The 14,818-nt window shown below is 65.4% G+C and carries 13 protein-coding genes and 2 pseudogenes; 12 read left to right on the plus strand and 3 right to left on the minus strand.

The window, feature by feature from the left end:
- The first annotated feature begins 729 nt into the window (after window positions 1-729).
- Window positions 730-1,248, plus strand: a complete 519-nt coding sequence (locus ACYVF3_RS13045; protein ID WP_461154504.1) for a hypothetical protein — start codon at window positions 730-732, stop codon at window positions 1,246-1,248.
- 98 nt (window positions 1,249-1,346) lie between these two features.
- Here ACYVF3_RS13045 and ACYVF3_RS13050 read toward each other — a convergent pair whose 3' ends face one another.
- A complete protein-coding gene (locus ACYVF3_RS13050; RefSeq protein ID WP_461154505.1) occupies window positions 1,347-1,520 on the minus strand; it encodes a hypothetical protein in 174 nt (57 codons plus the stop codon).
- A gap of 674 nt (window positions 1,521-2,194) precedes the next feature.
- Between ACYVF3_RS13050 and ACYVF3_RS13055 the strand changes: the two genes are divergently transcribed.
- From ACYVF3_RS13055 to ACYVF3_RS13075, 5 genes are all read left to right on the plus strand, one after another.
- Window positions 2,195-2,977, plus strand: a complete 783-nt coding sequence (locus tag ACYVF3_RS13055; protein ID WP_461154506.1) for an electron transfer flavoprotein subunit beta/FixA family protein — start codon at window positions 2,195-2,197, stop codon at window positions 2,975-2,977.
- 79 nt (window positions 2,978-3,056) lie between these two features.
- Window positions 3,057-4,010: an electron transfer flavoprotein subunit alpha/FixB family protein gene (locus ACYVF3_RS13060; protein WP_461154507.1), complete on the plus strand. Its 954-nt coding sequence runs from the start codon at window positions 3,057-3,059 to the stop codon at window positions 4,008-4,010.
- A 258-nt stretch (window positions 4,011-4,268) separates the two neighbouring features.
- On the plus strand, window positions 4,269-4,481 hold the full coding sequence (locus ACYVF3_RS13065) for a 3-hydroxyacyl-CoA dehydrogenase NAD-binding domain-containing protein (RefSeq protein WP_461154642.1): 213 nt from the start codon (window positions 4,269-4,271) through the stop codon (window positions 4,479-4,481).
- 290 nt (window positions 4,482-4,771) lie between these two features.
- On the plus strand, window positions 4,772-6,328 hold the full coding sequence (locus ACYVF3_RS13070; protein ID WP_461154508.1) for a flavin-containing monooxygenase: 1,557 nt from the start codon (window positions 4,772-4,774) through the stop codon (window positions 6,326-6,328).
- A 4-nt stretch (window positions 6,329-6,332) separates the two neighbouring features.
- Window positions 6,333-7,376 carry an alpha/beta hydrolase gene (locus ACYVF3_RS13075; RefSeq protein ID WP_461154509.1) on the plus strand — a complete coding sequence of 348 codons (1,044 nt, stop codon included), beginning with the start codon at window positions 6,333-6,335 and terminating at the stop codon, window positions 7,374-7,376.
- A gap of 67 nt (window positions 7,377-7,443) precedes the next feature.
- Here the strand turns inward: ACYVF3_RS13075 and ACYVF3_RS13080 are convergent, their stop codons facing one another.
- Together ACYVF3_RS13080 and ACYVF3_RS13085 are read right to left on the minus strand one after the other, a co-directional pair.
- Entirely contained in the window at window positions 7,444-8,682 is a 1,239-nt protein-coding gene (locus tag ACYVF3_RS13080) for a PucR family transcriptional regulator (protein WP_461154510.1), read from the minus strand.
- Between the two features lie 1,157 nt (window positions 8,683-9,839).
- Window positions 9,840-10,013, minus strand: a pseudogene (locus tag ACYVF3_RS13085) (SDR family oxidoreductase); the annotation flags it as partial.
- Between the two features lie 376 nt (window positions 10,014-10,389).
- On the opposite strand from ACYVF3_RS13085, the gene ACYVF3_RS13090 reads away from it, so the two are divergent.
- The 6 genes and pseudogenes from ACYVF3_RS13090 to ACYVF3_RS13115 all read left to right on the plus strand — a co-directional run.
- Window positions 10,390-10,872 carry an acyl-CoA thioesterase gene (locus ACYVF3_RS13090; RefSeq protein ID WP_461154511.1) on the plus strand — a complete coding sequence of 161 codons (483 nt, stop codon included), beginning with the start codon at window positions 10,390-10,392 and terminating at the stop codon, window positions 10,870-10,872.
- Window positions 10,873-10,916: 44 nt separating this feature from the next.
- Entirely contained in the window at window positions 10,917-12,116 is a 1,200-nt protein-coding gene (locus ACYVF3_RS13095; protein ID WP_461154512.1) for a saccharopine dehydrogenase family protein, read from the plus strand.
- A gap of 162 nt (window positions 12,117-12,278) precedes the next feature.
- Window positions 12,279-12,578 (plus strand): hypothetical protein, encoded by a 300-nt coding sequence (locus tag ACYVF3_RS13100; RefSeq protein ID WP_461154513.1) that lies wholly within the window; start codon window positions 12,279-12,281, stop codon window positions 12,576-12,578.
- A 10-nt stretch (window positions 12,579-12,588) separates the two neighbouring features.
- Window positions 12,589-13,494 carry an NAD(P)-binding domain-containing protein gene (locus tag ACYVF3_RS13105; RefSeq protein ID WP_461154514.1) on the plus strand — a complete coding sequence of 302 codons (906 nt, stop codon included), beginning with the start codon at window positions 12,589-12,591 and terminating at the stop codon, window positions 13,492-13,494.
- 149 nt (window positions 13,495-13,643) lie between these two features.
- The gene (locus tag ACYVF3_RS13110; protein ID WP_461154515.1) at window positions 13,644-14,078 is read left to right on the plus strand and encodes a nuclear transport factor 2 family protein; all 435 of its coding nucleotides are present in this window, start codon (window positions 13,644-13,646) and stop codon (window positions 14,076-14,078) included.
- 92 nt (window positions 14,079-14,170) lie between these two features.
- Window positions 14,171-14,305, plus strand: a pseudogene (locus ACYVF3_RS13115) (FAD-dependent oxidoreductase); the annotation flags it as partial.
- Window positions 14,306-14,818: the final 513 nt, after the last annotated feature.

Genomic DNA, 14,818 nt, shown 5'->3' on the forward strand with positions numbered 1-14,818 from the left:
TCGCGCGACAATCGAGTTCGCCGCCGATCCGGAATGAATTCGTCCAAACCGGGATAGTGATCGACCCTGTGTTCGGGCACCCAAACTAGGGCCATGCGGCGCGGCAGTTGAGCTCACCCGACATCCTGTTCAGCTACCCGCTGCACTCGGGGAGACTCAATCCGCCGGAAGTTGAACCATCGAGTCCTGGCTCACGGCCACGCGCACCGCGTCGAGATGGGTCCGGCAAACGGTTCGGGCGCGGTCGGGCCCAGGCCGGGCTCGAGTGCCTTCGGAGTCGCATATCCAGGTGCCAGTGCAGGGATTGCGATACACGTGAGGTGTCCGGCGATGCGACTGCTGCCTACTGATTCGAGACGAGTACATGGTCGAGCCATTCTTAGAGATGGTGCGCTGATCTAGCACCCGCAAATCTCCTCCCCGAGCACCCAGCCCAACCACGGCAGAACTACCAAGGTTCCTACGCAGTCCGGAACTCCCGCCCCGCCCGGCCCCGCATGGAGTCACCGCAAATACCCAAGCGGCCTGGCACCTCAGACCGCGTGGCGGTAAGTGCTCAGATCGCCGAACCCGCCGCGCCCTGCAATCACCGACGTCCCCGAAGGCCCCAAACTCGTCAACCGCGCGTCCGATCCCCGTAGTGGTCCAGGCAGTCGCACGGGTGCCTCCAAAGCCAGGCCGAAAGACACTCGACAGGCCAACGAGAACGGCTCAACCGAGGTATACCTGATGCACCCGCAATCGACCCACTCGGAACGACTCGAGTCCGACCGGCAACGGCGAGACTCCCTGCTGACGGCCCGACCGACACCAGTCGAGATCACAGGTTTCTGCAACCGCTACACAGACCTGCGCGACCGTCGCCTGGCCGACGTGCTGACCAGGGAGGACGCTGCCGAGGAGCGCGAGGAGCTCTCCGCCCTCGAACGCATCAGCTGCCACGTACATCGCAGATGGGCACATGGATGCATCAGCTCACCAATCCATGTCATCGCCGTCACCGGACACCGTTGGTGCCGCCAATGTGAGGCCGAAGCAACCGTGGCGATCGACGAACTGACAGGCGACGTGTCCGTTACCTGCACGCGTTGCCACAAAAGCCCTGACACCCCGGCGACGCAGCAGATCCTCCGCACCTGCCGAGCAAGCCTGGCCGCCGCATCAGAGAACCGCCGCGCAAACGATACAGAAGGAAGCCAACGACCCGCCTACCTCAGGAACAGCGGCGCCAAGTGGAGAACCAGATGATCAACGGCGAGGTGGTCCGCCTCGACGGAGCCCTCCGCATGGCAGCCCACTGACAGGAGGCGTCTCATGACCACGCATCCTCGACCGGTCGTCACCGGCTATCCATCCACCATGGGCGACGACGTCCAGCTCAGCGCAACCACCGTGATCCGCCCCAGCGCCCGCACGGCGAGGAATTGCTGCCGCAGCCGCTCGACGAACCCAAGATGTCCATCGAGGTCGCTCTCCGAGCGGTGGCCACGCTCGGTGATCGGCGCTTCCGGATTGAACACCGTACGGTCGCCACACGAAAAGCACGGTGGGCGTTGCGCCGACGATCCGGTCCGCAATCCCGTTTAGCCAATGGTCGTCACGATCAGCAGAACCTCGCACTGAACACTTGACCTTTATAGACACGTACGCAGCCCGGGGCCCACTTCGCCGCTAAACGGCAGCTGTCCACTGCGGGGCGCAGCGGTTGGCCGAAGGGCGAGACGTCCCGATGGCCAACGTCTTCACCAATATCATCGCGACCAACGCTTACGTTTCGACGGCCCCGATCACGCCAGCCTCCGCGAGCAAGCCAGCACGATCCGCCGCTACATCGCCTGGCGGATACTTCCGGACTGACGGTCGTGGGGGTCGCTTCAACACCCGGCAAGCTGAATAGGGCCAGGCCCAGCCACCGGAGTCTTCGGGTCCAGCCGCCCGGTATCCGGAACTCCCCCGTCTCTATTTGGCACGGAGTGTCGTCGATGTTGGATTGACCGGGCCCGGATCCAGTTGAGCTTATGTGACGGTCGCAACTTTCTTCGGCAAAGATGTGGTGCTGTAACGGCACTGAGTGCCAATCTCGGGCCCTAATCGATTGCCCGAGAGCTCGATGCTCGCTTTGTTCGTGCCGGCCCAGCGATGGGCCCCGAGGCACGGTGGGCGTCCTCGTAAAAGGTTGTTAGGGAGGAGCGGGATGAACGTTGTTGTGTTGGTGAAGCAGGTTCCCGACACGGGATCCGAGCGCAATCTCTCTGACTCGGACCACACCCTCGACCGCGAGTCGGCGGACGCCGTGCTGGATGAGATCAACGAGCGTGCCGTAGAAGAGGCGTTGCTGATCAAGGAAGCCCACGGCGGCGAGGTGACCGTCGTGTGCATGGGCCCGGATCGTGCGACCGATGCCATCCGCAAGGCGCTGTCGATGGGCGCGGACAAGGCGATTCAGCTCTCCGATGCGGCACTGCGCGGCTCGGACGCAGTGCAGACGGCGAAGGCACTGGCGAAGGTCACAGGCACCGTGGAGTCCGTCGATTTGATCATTGCGGGCAACGAGGCCACCGACGGCCGGGTCGGTGCGGTCCCGGCGATGCTGGCCGAGGTGCTGGGCCTGCCTCAACTGACCTCAGCACGCAAGGTCACCACCGACGGCACGACGATTGCGATCGAGCGGGAGACGGAAGCGGGCATCGTCAATGTGGAGGCGAACCTGCCCGCGGTGGTGTCGGTGACCGAGAAGATCAACGAGCCCCGGTACCCGTCGTTCAAGGGCATCATGGCTGCGAAAAAGAAGCCCGTCACGACGCTGACGCTGGCTGAGGCCGGGATCGACTCCAGCGAGGTTGGCCTGGCGAATGCGGGCACCGTTGTTGTGGCTTCGGCGCCGAAACCGCCGAAGCAGGCCGGACAGCGCGTCACCGACGAAGGCTCCGGCGGCGCGCAGATCGTCGAGTTCCTGGCCGGCCAGAACCTGGTGTGACCCGGTTTGGCACTGGGGTGGCGCTGCATGGCGTCTGCTGTTTTTGATCAGTAAAACGCGGGAAGAAGAGGCGGAAGCTATGTCTGAGGTACTAGTCCTCGTCGACCATGTGGCCGGCGAGACGAAGAAGGTCACGCTGGAGCTGCTCACAGCCGCACGGCGGCTGGGTGAGCCGTCGGCGGTCGTCGTGGGAGAGCCGGGCACGACCGGCAAGATCAAGGACAGCCTGGCTGCGTATGGTGCGGCGAAGGTGTATGCGGCGGAGTCGGTTGAGGCGGAAAGCTTTCTGGTAACTCCAGCGGTGGATGTCCTGGAGACGTTGGCCCGGAAGATGTCCCCGGCCGCGGTGCTGGTGACGGCGTCAGTGGACGGCAAGGAGATCGCCGGGCGGCTGGCCGTGCGGCTGGCATCGGGACTGCTCTCGGAGGTCGTGGACCTCGATGCCGAGGGCGTGGGTGCGCACTCGCTGTTCGGTGGCACGTATGACGCGAAGGCGAAGGTCACCCAGGGCACACCGGTGATCACGGTGCTACCGGGCGCGGTGGAGGCAGAGCCGGCCGACGGCGCCGCCGCCGAAGAAGCTGCGGCAGTCCCGGCGGCTGATGCGTCCAAGGCGGCGAGGATCACCGGGCGGCAGCCCGCTGAAGTCGGGGACCGCCCGGAACTCACCGAAGCCTCGATCGTGGTCTCCGGTGGCCGCGGCGTCGGCTCAGCTGAGTCTTTCGACGTCGTCGAGAAGCTCGCCGACTCCCTGGGTGCGGCAGTGGGTGCCTCGCGTGCGGCGGTGGATTCCGGATACTACCCGCACCAGTTCCAGGTCGGGCAGACCGGGAAGACCGTCTCCCCGCAGCTCTACATCGCACTCGGTATTTCCGGCGCTATCCAGCACCGCGCCGGAATGCAGACCTCGAAGACCATCGTCGCTATCAACAAAGACCCCGAAGCCCCGATCTTCGAGATCGCCGACTTCGGCGTGGTCGGCGACCTGTTCACCGTCGCACCGCAACTCACCGACGAAGTCGCTCGGCGATGAGGCAGGTGGACAGGATGCAGCCCTTCTGCGCATGCCTGTGCAATCAAGCCGGGCACCACGGCATCTGTTTTGAAGCTACCGACGTGCAGTACCGCCATATCGATCCACGGCTGAAGACCTACTCGTCGGGGACCGTGTGTCGACCGTGTTACGAGGCCGTCAAAGCCTTGCTGCACAAAGGCAAGAACGCGAGCACAACCTGTGAAGGAGACGACGTTGGACGAGTTCCAATTCGCAGGAGTGGTTGGAGCCGGGCTGATGGGTTCGGGCATCGCGGAGGTGTGCGCCCGGTCCGGCCTCGATGTGGTCATCTCTGATGTTGATCAGTGCGCTCTCGATGCTGGGCGCTCCCGTATCGAACGGTCTCTTCACGGCGCCGTCGATCGCGGTAAACGGCCTCGATCTGAACTGCCGACCTGGGGCGCGCGATGCGCTTCACCGAGGGCCTGGACTTCGGATCGGTGTGGGTGAACAACCACCTCGCCTTCATCACCGAGATGCCGTAGGTCGGTTTCGGCAAATCCGGATACGGCCGCGACAACTCGATCTACGCACTCGACGACTACACGCGGACCAAGCACGTGATGCTCGGCCAGGGAGAACCGGCCGCGGACGCCTGACCCCGAGCCGTTGGTGTGCAACCTGCACCGCCCGAGGACGCAGGACGGCGCGTTTGGCTGTGGCTGGCTTCACTCCGCGCTGACAACCATGAGGGGGTCTTCGCCGAACTTCATCAGCCACGAGACCAAGGAGCCCCGAAGATGCCGGAGCAGCGCAATGTCCCCGAGACCGTCGACATCGTCATCGTTGGCGCCGGGCTCTCCGGCGTCGGGGCCGCCTACTACCTGACGAAGGCATTCCCCGACAAGAAGATCGCGATCCTCGAGGGACGTGGTCGTATCGGCGGCACCTGGGATCTCTTCCGCTATCCGGGGATCCGTTCGGACTCCCAGCTGCACACCTATGGCTACGAGTTCAAGCCGTGGACGCGTGAGGAGGCCATCGCCGACGGACGCCACATTCGCGAGTACATCGAGGAAGCCGCCGGGGAGAACGGCATTGATGACCTGATCCGGTTCCACCACCACGTCCAGTCCGCCGACTGGTCCAGCGACAAAAGCCAGTGGACGCTGACCGTCAAGGTCACCGCACCGGGCGCGGATGAGGCGACGATCCAGATCAACACCAACTGGGTCTACGGTGCCACCGGCTACTTCCGCTACGACGAAGCCTACACCCCCGACTTCGAGGGCCGTGATGAGTTCGAGGGCGACATCCTCCACCCCCAATTCTGGCCCGAGGACTATGACTACGCGGGCAAGAAGGTCGTCATCATCGGCAGTGGCGCCACGGCGATCACCATGGTGCCAGCCATGGCGACGGGTCCTTCCTCCGCACAGCACGTCACGATGCTGCAGCGGACGCCGTCGTACATCGCCACGGCACCGCGCATCGACAAAACGGCGCTCGCGTTCACCAGGTGGTTCGGGGTGAAGCGTGGTTATGCACTGACCCGGCAGGTCGACATGTGGATTGACTGGCTGTTCGTGCGGGGCGTCTCCAAGTTCCCGCGGATCGGCGCGGCAGTCATCCGCGGCATGAACCGAAAGGCCCTGCCGAAGGGCTACGACATCGCCACCCACTTCACGCCGCCATACAAGGTGTGGGATCAGCGCGTGTGTCTCGCGCCCGACGGTGACCTATTCCAGGCGATCTCTGATGGCAAGGCCTCCGTGGAGACGGATCAGATCGTGCGTTTCACCAGGACCGGGATCCTCCTGGCATCGGGCCGCGAACTGGAGGCTGACCTCATTGTCACTGCCACGGGACTCAATGTCCGTCTCTTCGGCGGGATCCCGCAGACCGTGGACGGCCGCGCCGTCGATCTCAGCGACACCCTCAGCTACCGGGGCATGCTCCTGTCCGGTATCCCCAACTGGTCGGTCGCGCTTGGCTACACCAAGGTCTCGTCCTGGACGCTCAAGGTGGGGCTGACCGCTCGCTACGTCACCAAGTTGATCAAGCACATGGACGCCCACGGCTACGACAAGGTCGTCGCCGTCGCCGACCCCGACATGGAGACCCGGCCCCTGCTGGACCTGACCTCGGGCTACGCGCTGCGGGCCAAGCACCAGCTGCCGCGCCAAGGTACCTCCCTTCCCTGGCGGACCCTCGACTCCTACCAAGCCGACCGCAAGCTGTTGGCGGGCCCGCTCGTCGATAGGGACCTCCACTTCAGCGCCCGTCCGGTGAACGCCGGGCCGGCTGGCAAGGGCGCGCGTGGCAATGGCGCCGTCACCGCCGCGCGAAAGGCCTGAGATCATGTCGTCCGCTGCCGTGCCGCGCGCGTTGACCACGAGTGAGAAGGTCCAGCGCACTCTCGCCCTGTGGATGGGCCGGACGCCGCAGGCACTATTGAGAGTCCTGGCCAAGGCACCAACGAACGCCGCCGGCGAGACCATGGCGCCCGAGGTTGCGCTGACGATGCAGTCAGCCGCCAAGCAGCCCGACTACAGCGACCTCGATCCCGCCCTCGCCCGTAAGGTTGCCGAGACCGAGGGAGCTGTCTACGCCGACCGGTACCCGGACTTCGACGTGGTCGAGGACCTCGAGCTGCCCGGCGGCCTCGCTGCGACCCGCTACCGTGCTCGTCGTACCTCCCGAGGATTGGTTGTCTTCTTCCATGGCGGCGGCTTCGTCCTGGGCAGTCGTTCGGTCTATGACTCACCGGCCCGCTTTCTCGCGCTGCACGCCAACGTCGACGTACTGTCGGTCGAGTACCGACTCGCCCCGGAGCATCCCTTCCCGGCTGCTCACGAGGATGCACTGGTGGCGTGGAAGTACGCCGTTGCGCACGCGCCGGTGTGGGGGCTCGCAACCGATCGGATCGTGATCTCCGGCGACAGTGCCGGTGCCAATCTCGTCGCCGTGCTGGCGCAGCAGCTGCGAGGCCACGAGGTGCAACCTGCTTTGCAGGTGATGCTCTACCCCGTGACAGATCTGACCTCGGCATACCCTTCGCAAGAGGAGTTCGCCGACTCGCCCGCTTTGACGGCCAAGCAGATCGACTGGTTCATCGATCACTACCTGCCCGAGGGCACCCGCCGGGACGACCCGCGCGTCTCCCCGATGGCCACTGAGGACCTCAGTGGCCTGCCGCCTGCAGTCGTGACGGTCGCCGGATTCGATCCCTTGCGCGACGAGGGCATCGCCTACGCTGAACGCTTGACCGCCAGCGGCGTGCCCGTCGAGCTCATCCGCGAGCCCGGTCTCGTGCATGGCTACATCTCGTTCACGGCCTTCAGCCCCGCGAGCCGCGACGCTGTCCGCAGGGTGACCACCGAGATCTCCCGTGCGGTCAGCTAACGGGGAACAGCTCCGGGCAGGGCGGTGGCGAAACGCAGCCGTCCTGCCCGGCAACCATCACGACCGGTCAGCGCCCCTCCTTCAATTCGAGGAGGGCCAGTGCCGCGTCGACCGCCGTCGGGTTCTGCCCGAGTGGACGCGGCAAGAGCTCGTCGACGCGGGCGAGACGACGGTCGACGGTGTTGCGGTGTGTGAAAAGCGTCTCGGCGGCCCGGGATGCGTTGAACTGCTCGGCGATGAATGTCCGAACCGTGGTCCGCAGCTCAGGGTCTGCGGTGGCCAAGGCGCCGAGCGTGTCAGCGATGAACTGCTCGGCCTCAGCGACGTCGGTGGTCAGCAACGAGATCATCTGAACGTCTCCGAATCGAACGATACGGCGAGGAGAGTCCAGCCGGGCGAGTAGGCGCTGCGCGGCCGCGGCGTCGATGTGGCTGCGCCGGAAGCCTTTGACGTCGACCCCGGGGCGGCCAAGGGCGACCCGCACGCCGGGAATCTCCGTGAGGCGTGCGTCAAGCTCGCCCGTGTCGGGAACCCGGGCCACCGGCAGCCAGATCCAGAGCGCCGACACAGCGGCAGCGAGTGTCAGCCGCCGCTTGGCACCGCACGCGCGCATCACCTGTTCAGCGGCGAGCTCCAGCCCGTCGACCTCGTGTTCGGAATCCACCCACACGATCGCCGCGACGTGGTGGCCGGTCAACACATAGCCGAGCTGGCCCTCCGCTTGTGCACGGATGATCGGTTCGTCTTGGAGGATGAGCTGCACCGTGGCAAGACGCTGCACCTGTTGCCCACGCGCCAGCTCCTCGCGGACCTTGTCCACGTGAGAGGCGACCGCCCGGATGAGATCGTCCTGATAGGCGTTGAGCGAGTTCACGGAGACCTCGATCAGCTCGCGCAGCTTATCCGGCTCCAAGGACGTCGTGAAGCAGGCGGAGAGCCACCAGTGCCAGACGACCCGCTGGAGGGCGCGCCACGCCTCAGTCTCCTCGGGATCGATACCGCGGAGGGCGAGGTCGCGGGTGTACGTGTCCAGTTCGGGAAACTCCTGGAGCGCGACGCGGCGGCCGGGATTCGCGATTGTCATCTGCACCCAGTGCATCAGGCCGTTTCGGCAGAACCGCCGATCCAGGTCGGCCAGGATCTCGCCGTCGGCGACGGTCCGATGCTTCAGTCGCTCCTGGCCGACCTTCCAGCCTTCGTCAGCGATGTCAAGTACCTCTGCGGAATGGTCCATGGCGAGCTTGCTCATCGCCTCGAGAACCTCAAGGCTCGGCAGGGGCCACGGCTCCTTCGCCTCTGCTTCCACAGCGCGCTCCTTGAATGAGTTCTCGCATTACGCACCACCAGGGGCGATGCCCGCAGGGCGCACATCCGACTTTCCACGATGCTAGCGAAGCCAGCCTCTGGCCGGATGCTCGATTAACCCGGGCTCACCTCTCGCCAGTCGAGCGATCCACCTGCCTCTCCGAACCCGAGCATCCTCAGGCGCGGCCCTTCTCATCACGAAGGCGCGACCGCGGCACCGTCGTTGAGAGCGGTCGGCGAAGCCAGTCCTGCATCGCGGTCCTGGCAGCCGGACAGCTGCCAGGACCGCGGGGAGTGCCAGCACCGCGAGGCTTGCAAGTATGACTCGTGCGGTGTCGACGAACACCAGGTTGGGGAGGATGGCTCCGAGACGTCGAGGCGCCGAGACCATCGAGCACGCTCGACGTGACCGAGGCATAACTGAGGAACGTCATCATGAGCCGGCCGCGATCAGCGCAGCGTAGGCAGCCATCGCTGCCCATCGGACGGGTGACGGCCGTGCGCCGTCGCGCGCCTGCTTCGCGTCGACCTGATCCATGTCGCCTCTCCTCCTGGCAGCGGGCTCATTTAGTGATCCAGCACACTGGCACGGGTACCCGGCTGGAAGGAAGCGTCAGATCGCACTAACCATGACGGTTTCGCGGTGCGATTCGCTCATGGGAGCGGGCTGTGGAGCAATCAGTTGGCGCACTCACCTCAGTGGCGGTGAACGGTGAACCGGGAGCGATTCGAGCTGGCGCAGCTTGACGATGGCAAAGGTAGCCTGCATTGAGCTTCGTGAAACGGATCTGGGCCATCGGTACCTCCATCACCCAGGGCCTCCCGGCTCCGGTCGACCAGAAGTGCCCGGACTGCGAGATCGTGCCTGTCTAGTTTTCAGGTGCCGACATCGGTCCGGGCCTCCAGCAAAATGTCGCTGTAGTCGATCTGCCAGCGCCCCGGAGAGCCCTTCGGGTACTGCGAACGGAAGCCGATGAGCTGCTGCACCCGTGGCTAGAGCGACTTGGGCAACTGGAGTTCGACGAGGAATGGGTAGGTCTTCTCGCCGACGAGATATCCCAGTGCTCGTCGGCAAGCGACCATGCGCTGAGCCAGCCAGATGACGATCGCCACCACGCTCATGATCGGTGCGGCTCGACGAGGAAACCGACCGACACGTCACTGTCGTCCCCCAACCCCGGGGCGGCCAAGGTCGGGGGACGGCAGTGACGCGCCGAGGCTGATGCCGCCGTCGACGTAGATCTTCTGGCCGGTGATGTCGGACGCCTCGTCACTGGGGACAAAGGCCGTGGCCGCGATGTCCTCGGGGAATCCGACCCGGCCGACCGGGTTGGCCTCGGCGTAGCGGCCACCTCGCGAGCTCGCTAAACCGGTTCGCCAACCGTGACCTCGTCATCCCGGCAACGCAGTACCAAACGATGCGCGTCCTCTCCCCCGCGCGACGGAGATCGTCAACCGGTCCGACCCGGCCGAACGCCACGCAATCCAGCCCATGGCACAGGGTGCCGCTCACTCTGACCCCCTTCGAAGTGGATGGACAACGCTGGAATTGCTCGATGTTTCAACACCTGCGAGATCAGCCGCCACGACCAAGTGAGGCGCACCCCATCGATGGTGGTGCACTCTGCACCGGACGCCGCCGCCCCTCACTTGTTACAAATCGCTGACCGCTTCTTTCGCTGTCCGCATCCGCTCGAGGGAGGGGCCCATGCCCTTGGGTTCGACTGATCACTCCGGCGCCCGCAAGCTCACATCTGAGGAGATCGGCGGATTCTGGTGCGCCGAGATCCACCCCTGGTCCTACGACTTCGACTACCTCGGCCACCTGACTGCGGCGATCTATCCCAAGGCGTTCGAAGAGGGCCGGGTCCGCTATCTCGGTGCGCGCTGGGGCACGTCGCGGCCGGAGTATGTCGTTGCTTCGCACCGGATGGAGTACCTCGCCGAGATCCGTGAGACCAGCGAGCCCCTCCAACTCCTGATCCGTCCCATCCGCGTCGGCACCTCAAGTCTGCGGTTGGAGGAAGCGCTTCTCGATCCCGCCGGCCGCCTCTGCAACGCCTCCGTGGTCACGCTCGTCACGTGGAACGCGACAGCTCGCCGCCCACGTCCTCTGACGTCCGCCGAGCTCGCGGCCCTGGAGCACGACCTGTCGACGTTGCCCGGCACAGGAACGCCACTCATCCCATAACGGGACGCAAAACCACTTTCGAACGAACCGCACAAAGGAGAGGCATGAGCACCATCAATCCCCATCCCACGGCAATCGCGCCGCAGCGCGTCCTGGTCATCGGCGGCGCCGGCGAGATGGGCACCCACACATGTGGTGTCCTGGCCGGAGCCGACGAGATCGCCGAGGTGGTCATCGCTGATCGTGACTTGGATCGCGCTCGGGAGCTAGCTGCGAAGCTCGGCGACAAGGCGACGCCTCTCCAGCTCGACCTCACGGATTCGGGCACCCTCAAGGAGACGCTCGGCAAGGCGGACATCGTGCTGAACACGTCAGGACCGTTCTATCTTTTTGGTCAGCACGTCCTGACCGCGGCGATCGAGGCGGGAACGACGTACCTGGACATCTGTGATGACTGGGAGCCGACCCTCGACATGCTCCAACTGGACGAGGCAGCCCGCGCCGCCGGAGTCACGGCAGTCATCGGCCTCGGCGCGAGCCCGGGCATCAGCAACCTCCTCGCGGCACTTGCGATGAGCGAGTGCGACACCGTTGACCGCGTGTACACGTGCTGGCGTGCCAACGGTTACCCGCCGGTGCCAGAGGGCACCACGCCACCAGAGGCTACTGCCGCCGTCGTGCACTGGGTGCACAATCTTGCCGCGACCATCAAGGTATGGCGCGGCGGCAGGCTCGCCGACGCAGAGCCGCTGGAGGAGCGCCGGGTCACCTACCCCGGTTGGGACGAGGAGTCCGTGTGGGTGTGCGGCCATCCCGAGCCGCTGACCCTCGGTCGGGTGCGGCCCGAGCTGCAGGAGTCGCTGAATGTCATGAGCTCCCGTCCGCTGCTGATGGAGGCTCTCATCAAGACCGCGGGTCGTGTCCGATCGGGCGAGCTCACCGTGGCGGAGGCCGCGAACGCGCTGGTGGCGGAGCCGAACACCATGGGACGGGCCGCAGGAACCGCGCCCAATCTGCCCGTGCTGTTCGGACTCGCCGAGGGCATCAAGGACGGCAAGCCGGTGCGCGTCGGCGCTCGGCCGCTGGCGGTTCCAAACGCGAGCATGGGCACCATGACCGGCATCCCGCTCGCCGTGGGCGCCCTGATGGCGGCGCGCGGCGAGATTGCGACTCCTGGAGTGCACGGCCCCGAAGGTGCAATCGACCCGACCGCGTTCTTCCAGCTGCTGGCTCAGTTCGCCGACCAGGAGAAGACTGGCGGCCAGGAGGTCGTCGAAGTGGTGAGCGAGTCCATCGAGGGCTGAGCGTCCGTCCTCACGCGACCCATCGATCGGCGCACGGCGCTTCAGGTGCCGTGCGCCGACAACGGCGACCGTTGAGTCGCTGCTCCAGTGGCTGAACGGTGAAGGACGATTCCATGGAGACTGAGAAGCACAGCATCGAGTTCATCCCTCTCGGCGAGCGCTATGGCAATCCGAAGAGGCTCTTCACCCTGTGGTTCAGCGCGAATCCGCAACGGCATCTACGCCATCGGGGACCTGTTCGACGCGAGCGGCCGCTACGGACGCTACAACGTCACGACGATCGCCATCTTCGCCACGAGCGTCGTCACTCAGATCCCGTTCATGAACCTGAGCATCTATCAAGGTCCTGTCGCCGAGTGGCTCGGCGTCGACGTCAGCTGCTTCGTCCGTCTCCTGCTACCGGTGCTGCTGTACTCCTTCAGCTCGCGGCGCACCACCCCACAGATCACAAGCGCTCGGTAGGGAGATCGAAATGCACTCGCAGACCGCAGATCACCGAGCAAGCTCGGCGCCCTCCCACGACGTCGCTGTGATCGGGTGCGGCCTGATGGGTGCGGCGCTCGCTCGAAACCTCGCGGATCACCGGCGCACGGTTGCTGTTTGGAACCGGACCCCCGAGCGCGCGCTAACTCTGGCAGCCCCCGGGGTCACTCCTGTGGAGTCGATCCAGGATGCCGTCCGGGCGGCGCCGCTCGTCATCGTGTGTACGACCACCTACGAGGCCGCGCTGGGGGCCCTTGCTCCGGTCGACGACTGGCACGGAAGGACCCTGGTGAACGTGTCCAGCGGCTCGCCGCGGGAGGCCGAGGAGATGGCGCAATGGGCGGCCGCGCGTGGCGCGGCGTACCTGGACGGTGCGCTGTTCTGCTATCCGTACGAGGTCGGCCGGCAGACCACGATGGTCGCCTACTCCGGGCCCGCAGAGGTGTGGAGCCGGCACGAGGAGACGCTCCTGCTCTTCGGGGGCGCGTCTGTCCACTTCTCGAACGCGATCGCTACCGCCAACCAGCTTCTTCTCGGCCTCGGAGGATGGCTGGTCGCCGCGATGAGTGCCTACCTGGAGACGGTCGACTACCTGTTCACCGAGTCGGTGCCAGCTTCCGCGGTCCGGATCACGACGGAACGCATGATGTCGTTGCTGGCCTATGCCACCGAGGAGATGGCCACCGCGATCGATACCGCGGACTTCACGACGGACCAGGCGACGATCGCCACGTTTGCTCAGGGTGCACGGGACGGCGTCGCAACCATGCGAAGTGAAGGCCATCAGGGCACGCACCTCGCCCAGGCCGCGAAGATGCTGGACGCAGCCGAGCAGGCCGGATTGGGAGACCTCGGATTCGGCGCGCTCGTCCGGTTGCTCCGCCGACCGACCTGAGCGACCACGGAGGATGAACAGTGCACCAGCGCTGACCCGCACCCAGTGGGTGTTGCCATAGCCGACGCGCCTCGCCTGCCAGAAGAGTGAGACCTGGAACTTATCACTCGGCCGTGAACGACCGGCCCCGCACCAGGAAGAGAGCCGTCATGGCAAGCACCGATCGACTCGCTGAGACCTACGTCGACAAGATCAAGAGCGTCTGCTCGGCGGTCGTCGACCACGATGTCGAGCGCATACTGGCTCACTTCGACGACAACTGTGTCTTCGTCGACGGCGGGACCGGACAGGAAGGTGGTAAGGACTCACTCATCGGTTTCCTCGAGGAGATGTGGTCAACGTTCCCTGACTACACCCCCCGTGTGGCGGCGGCCCACGTCGACGAGAACACGATCGGTGTGGTGTTCGAGCTGACGGGAACCCTCCCCGCTGTCGATGCGCCGGCCACCTCAGGCAAGAAGATGCGGTGGCTCGCAACGGCCTTCTCGACCTTCGACCCGGACTCGCTCGCAATCACACGCGACATTTACTTCGTCGACGCGGCCGCACTGGAGCAAATGCTGAGCATCGCCCAGACCACCTGAACCGAGGAGATCGTCGATATTAAGAACTCCACCGCCGATGTGATCGTGATCGGCGCCGGCCTGTCCGGGCTCGTCACAGCCGCTGCCTCGAGCAGGCAGGCATCACATCGCTGCGCGTCCTTGAAGCCCGGGACAGGGTGGGTGGACGCACCAAGGTCCACCGGCTCGACAATGGCCGATTCGTCGAGGAAGGGGCCAGCTGGTCGGTCCGGGCTACGAGCGTCTGATCGCACTGGGCGAAGAGCTCCGCGTCTCGACCTGGTCCCATCGCGGGTGCAACCCGGTCACTCGTCAGGAGTTCCACCATTCCCTTCAGCTCGGACCGAGCATTCCTCCGGAGTCGTCGGGACTGCCCGAGCTATCAGTCGGTATTCGACAGACAGAACGTCTGCTCCGGCCGGCTACGCCGCCCCGGCACGCATGCTCGCCCACGGAGGCTTCCCAGGACGAATCCGCCACCGTGGAAGAGAGAATCAAGCCTCGCGACCGCAAGCCCGAGCCGTACCAGGTCGCCAGTAGTCCGTCAGAGATCGTGAGTTCCTGCTCGGCGGCGCACGGCGGGATGCTGTCGGCGAACTGCACCGATTCCCGCTCTGTCGTCTCTCGGGCTGCGTCGGCATCCAGGTCGCTTTAGTCGTCACCCGCAGCCATGATCTTCGCCAGGAGTGCGATATCGGCGGCCATCTGCTCGCCGTTTCGGTTGACCGGTGGCCGGATCAACATCCGGAGGACAGGTGCCG

The sequence above is a fragment of the Saccharopolyspora tripterygii genome, from assembly GCF_054778355.1.

What these genes read in the sequence shown, in the direction of transcription:
- ACYVF3_RS13075 (WP_461154509.1), top strand. Translation starts at nt 6,333, where the DNA reads ATGTCGTCCGCTGCCGTGCCGCGCGCGTTGACCACGAGTGAGAAGGTC.
- ACYVF3_RS13105 (WP_461154514.1), top strand. Translation starts at nt 12,589, where the DNA reads ATGCACTCGCAGACCGCAGATCACCGAGCAAGCTCGGCGCCCTCCCAC.
- ACYVF3_RS13095 (WP_461154512.1), top strand. Translation starts at nt 10,917, where the DNA reads ATGAGCACCATCAATCCCCATCCCACGGCAATCGCGCCGCAGCGCGTC.
- ACYVF3_RS13065 (WP_461154642.1), top strand. Translation starts at nt 4,269, where the DNA reads ATGGGTTCGGGCATCGCGGAGGTGTGCGCCCGGTCCGGCCTCGATGTG.
- ACYVF3_RS13045 (WP_461154504.1), top strand. Translation starts at nt 730, where the DNA reads ATGCACCCGCAATCGACCCACTCGGAACGACTCGAGTCCGACCGGCAA.
- ACYVF3_RS13110 (WP_461154515.1), top strand. Translation starts at nt 13,644, where the DNA reads ATGGCAAGCACCGATCGACTCGCTGAGACCTACGTCGACAAGATCAAG.
- ACYVF3_RS13060 (WP_461154507.1), top strand. Translation starts at nt 3,057, where the DNA reads ATGTCTGAGGTACTAGTCCTCGTCGACCATGTGGCCGGCGAGACGAAG.
- ACYVF3_RS13055 (WP_461154506.1), top strand. Translation starts at nt 2,195, where the DNA reads ATGAACGTTGTTGTGTTGGTGAAGCAGGTTCCCGACACGGGATCCGAG.
- ACYVF3_RS13100 (WP_461154513.1), top strand. Translation starts at nt 12,279, where the DNA reads ATGGCAATCCGAAGAGGCTCTTCACCCTGTGGTTCAGCGCGAATCCGC.
- ACYVF3_RS13070 (WP_461154508.1), top strand. Translation starts at nt 4,772, where the DNA reads ATGCCGGAGCAGCGCAATGTCCCCGAGACCGTCGACATCGTCATCGTT.
- ACYVF3_RS13090 (WP_461154511.1), top strand. Translation starts at nt 10,390, where the DNA reads ATGCCCTTGGGTTCGACTGATCACTCCGGCGCCCGCAAGCTCACATCT.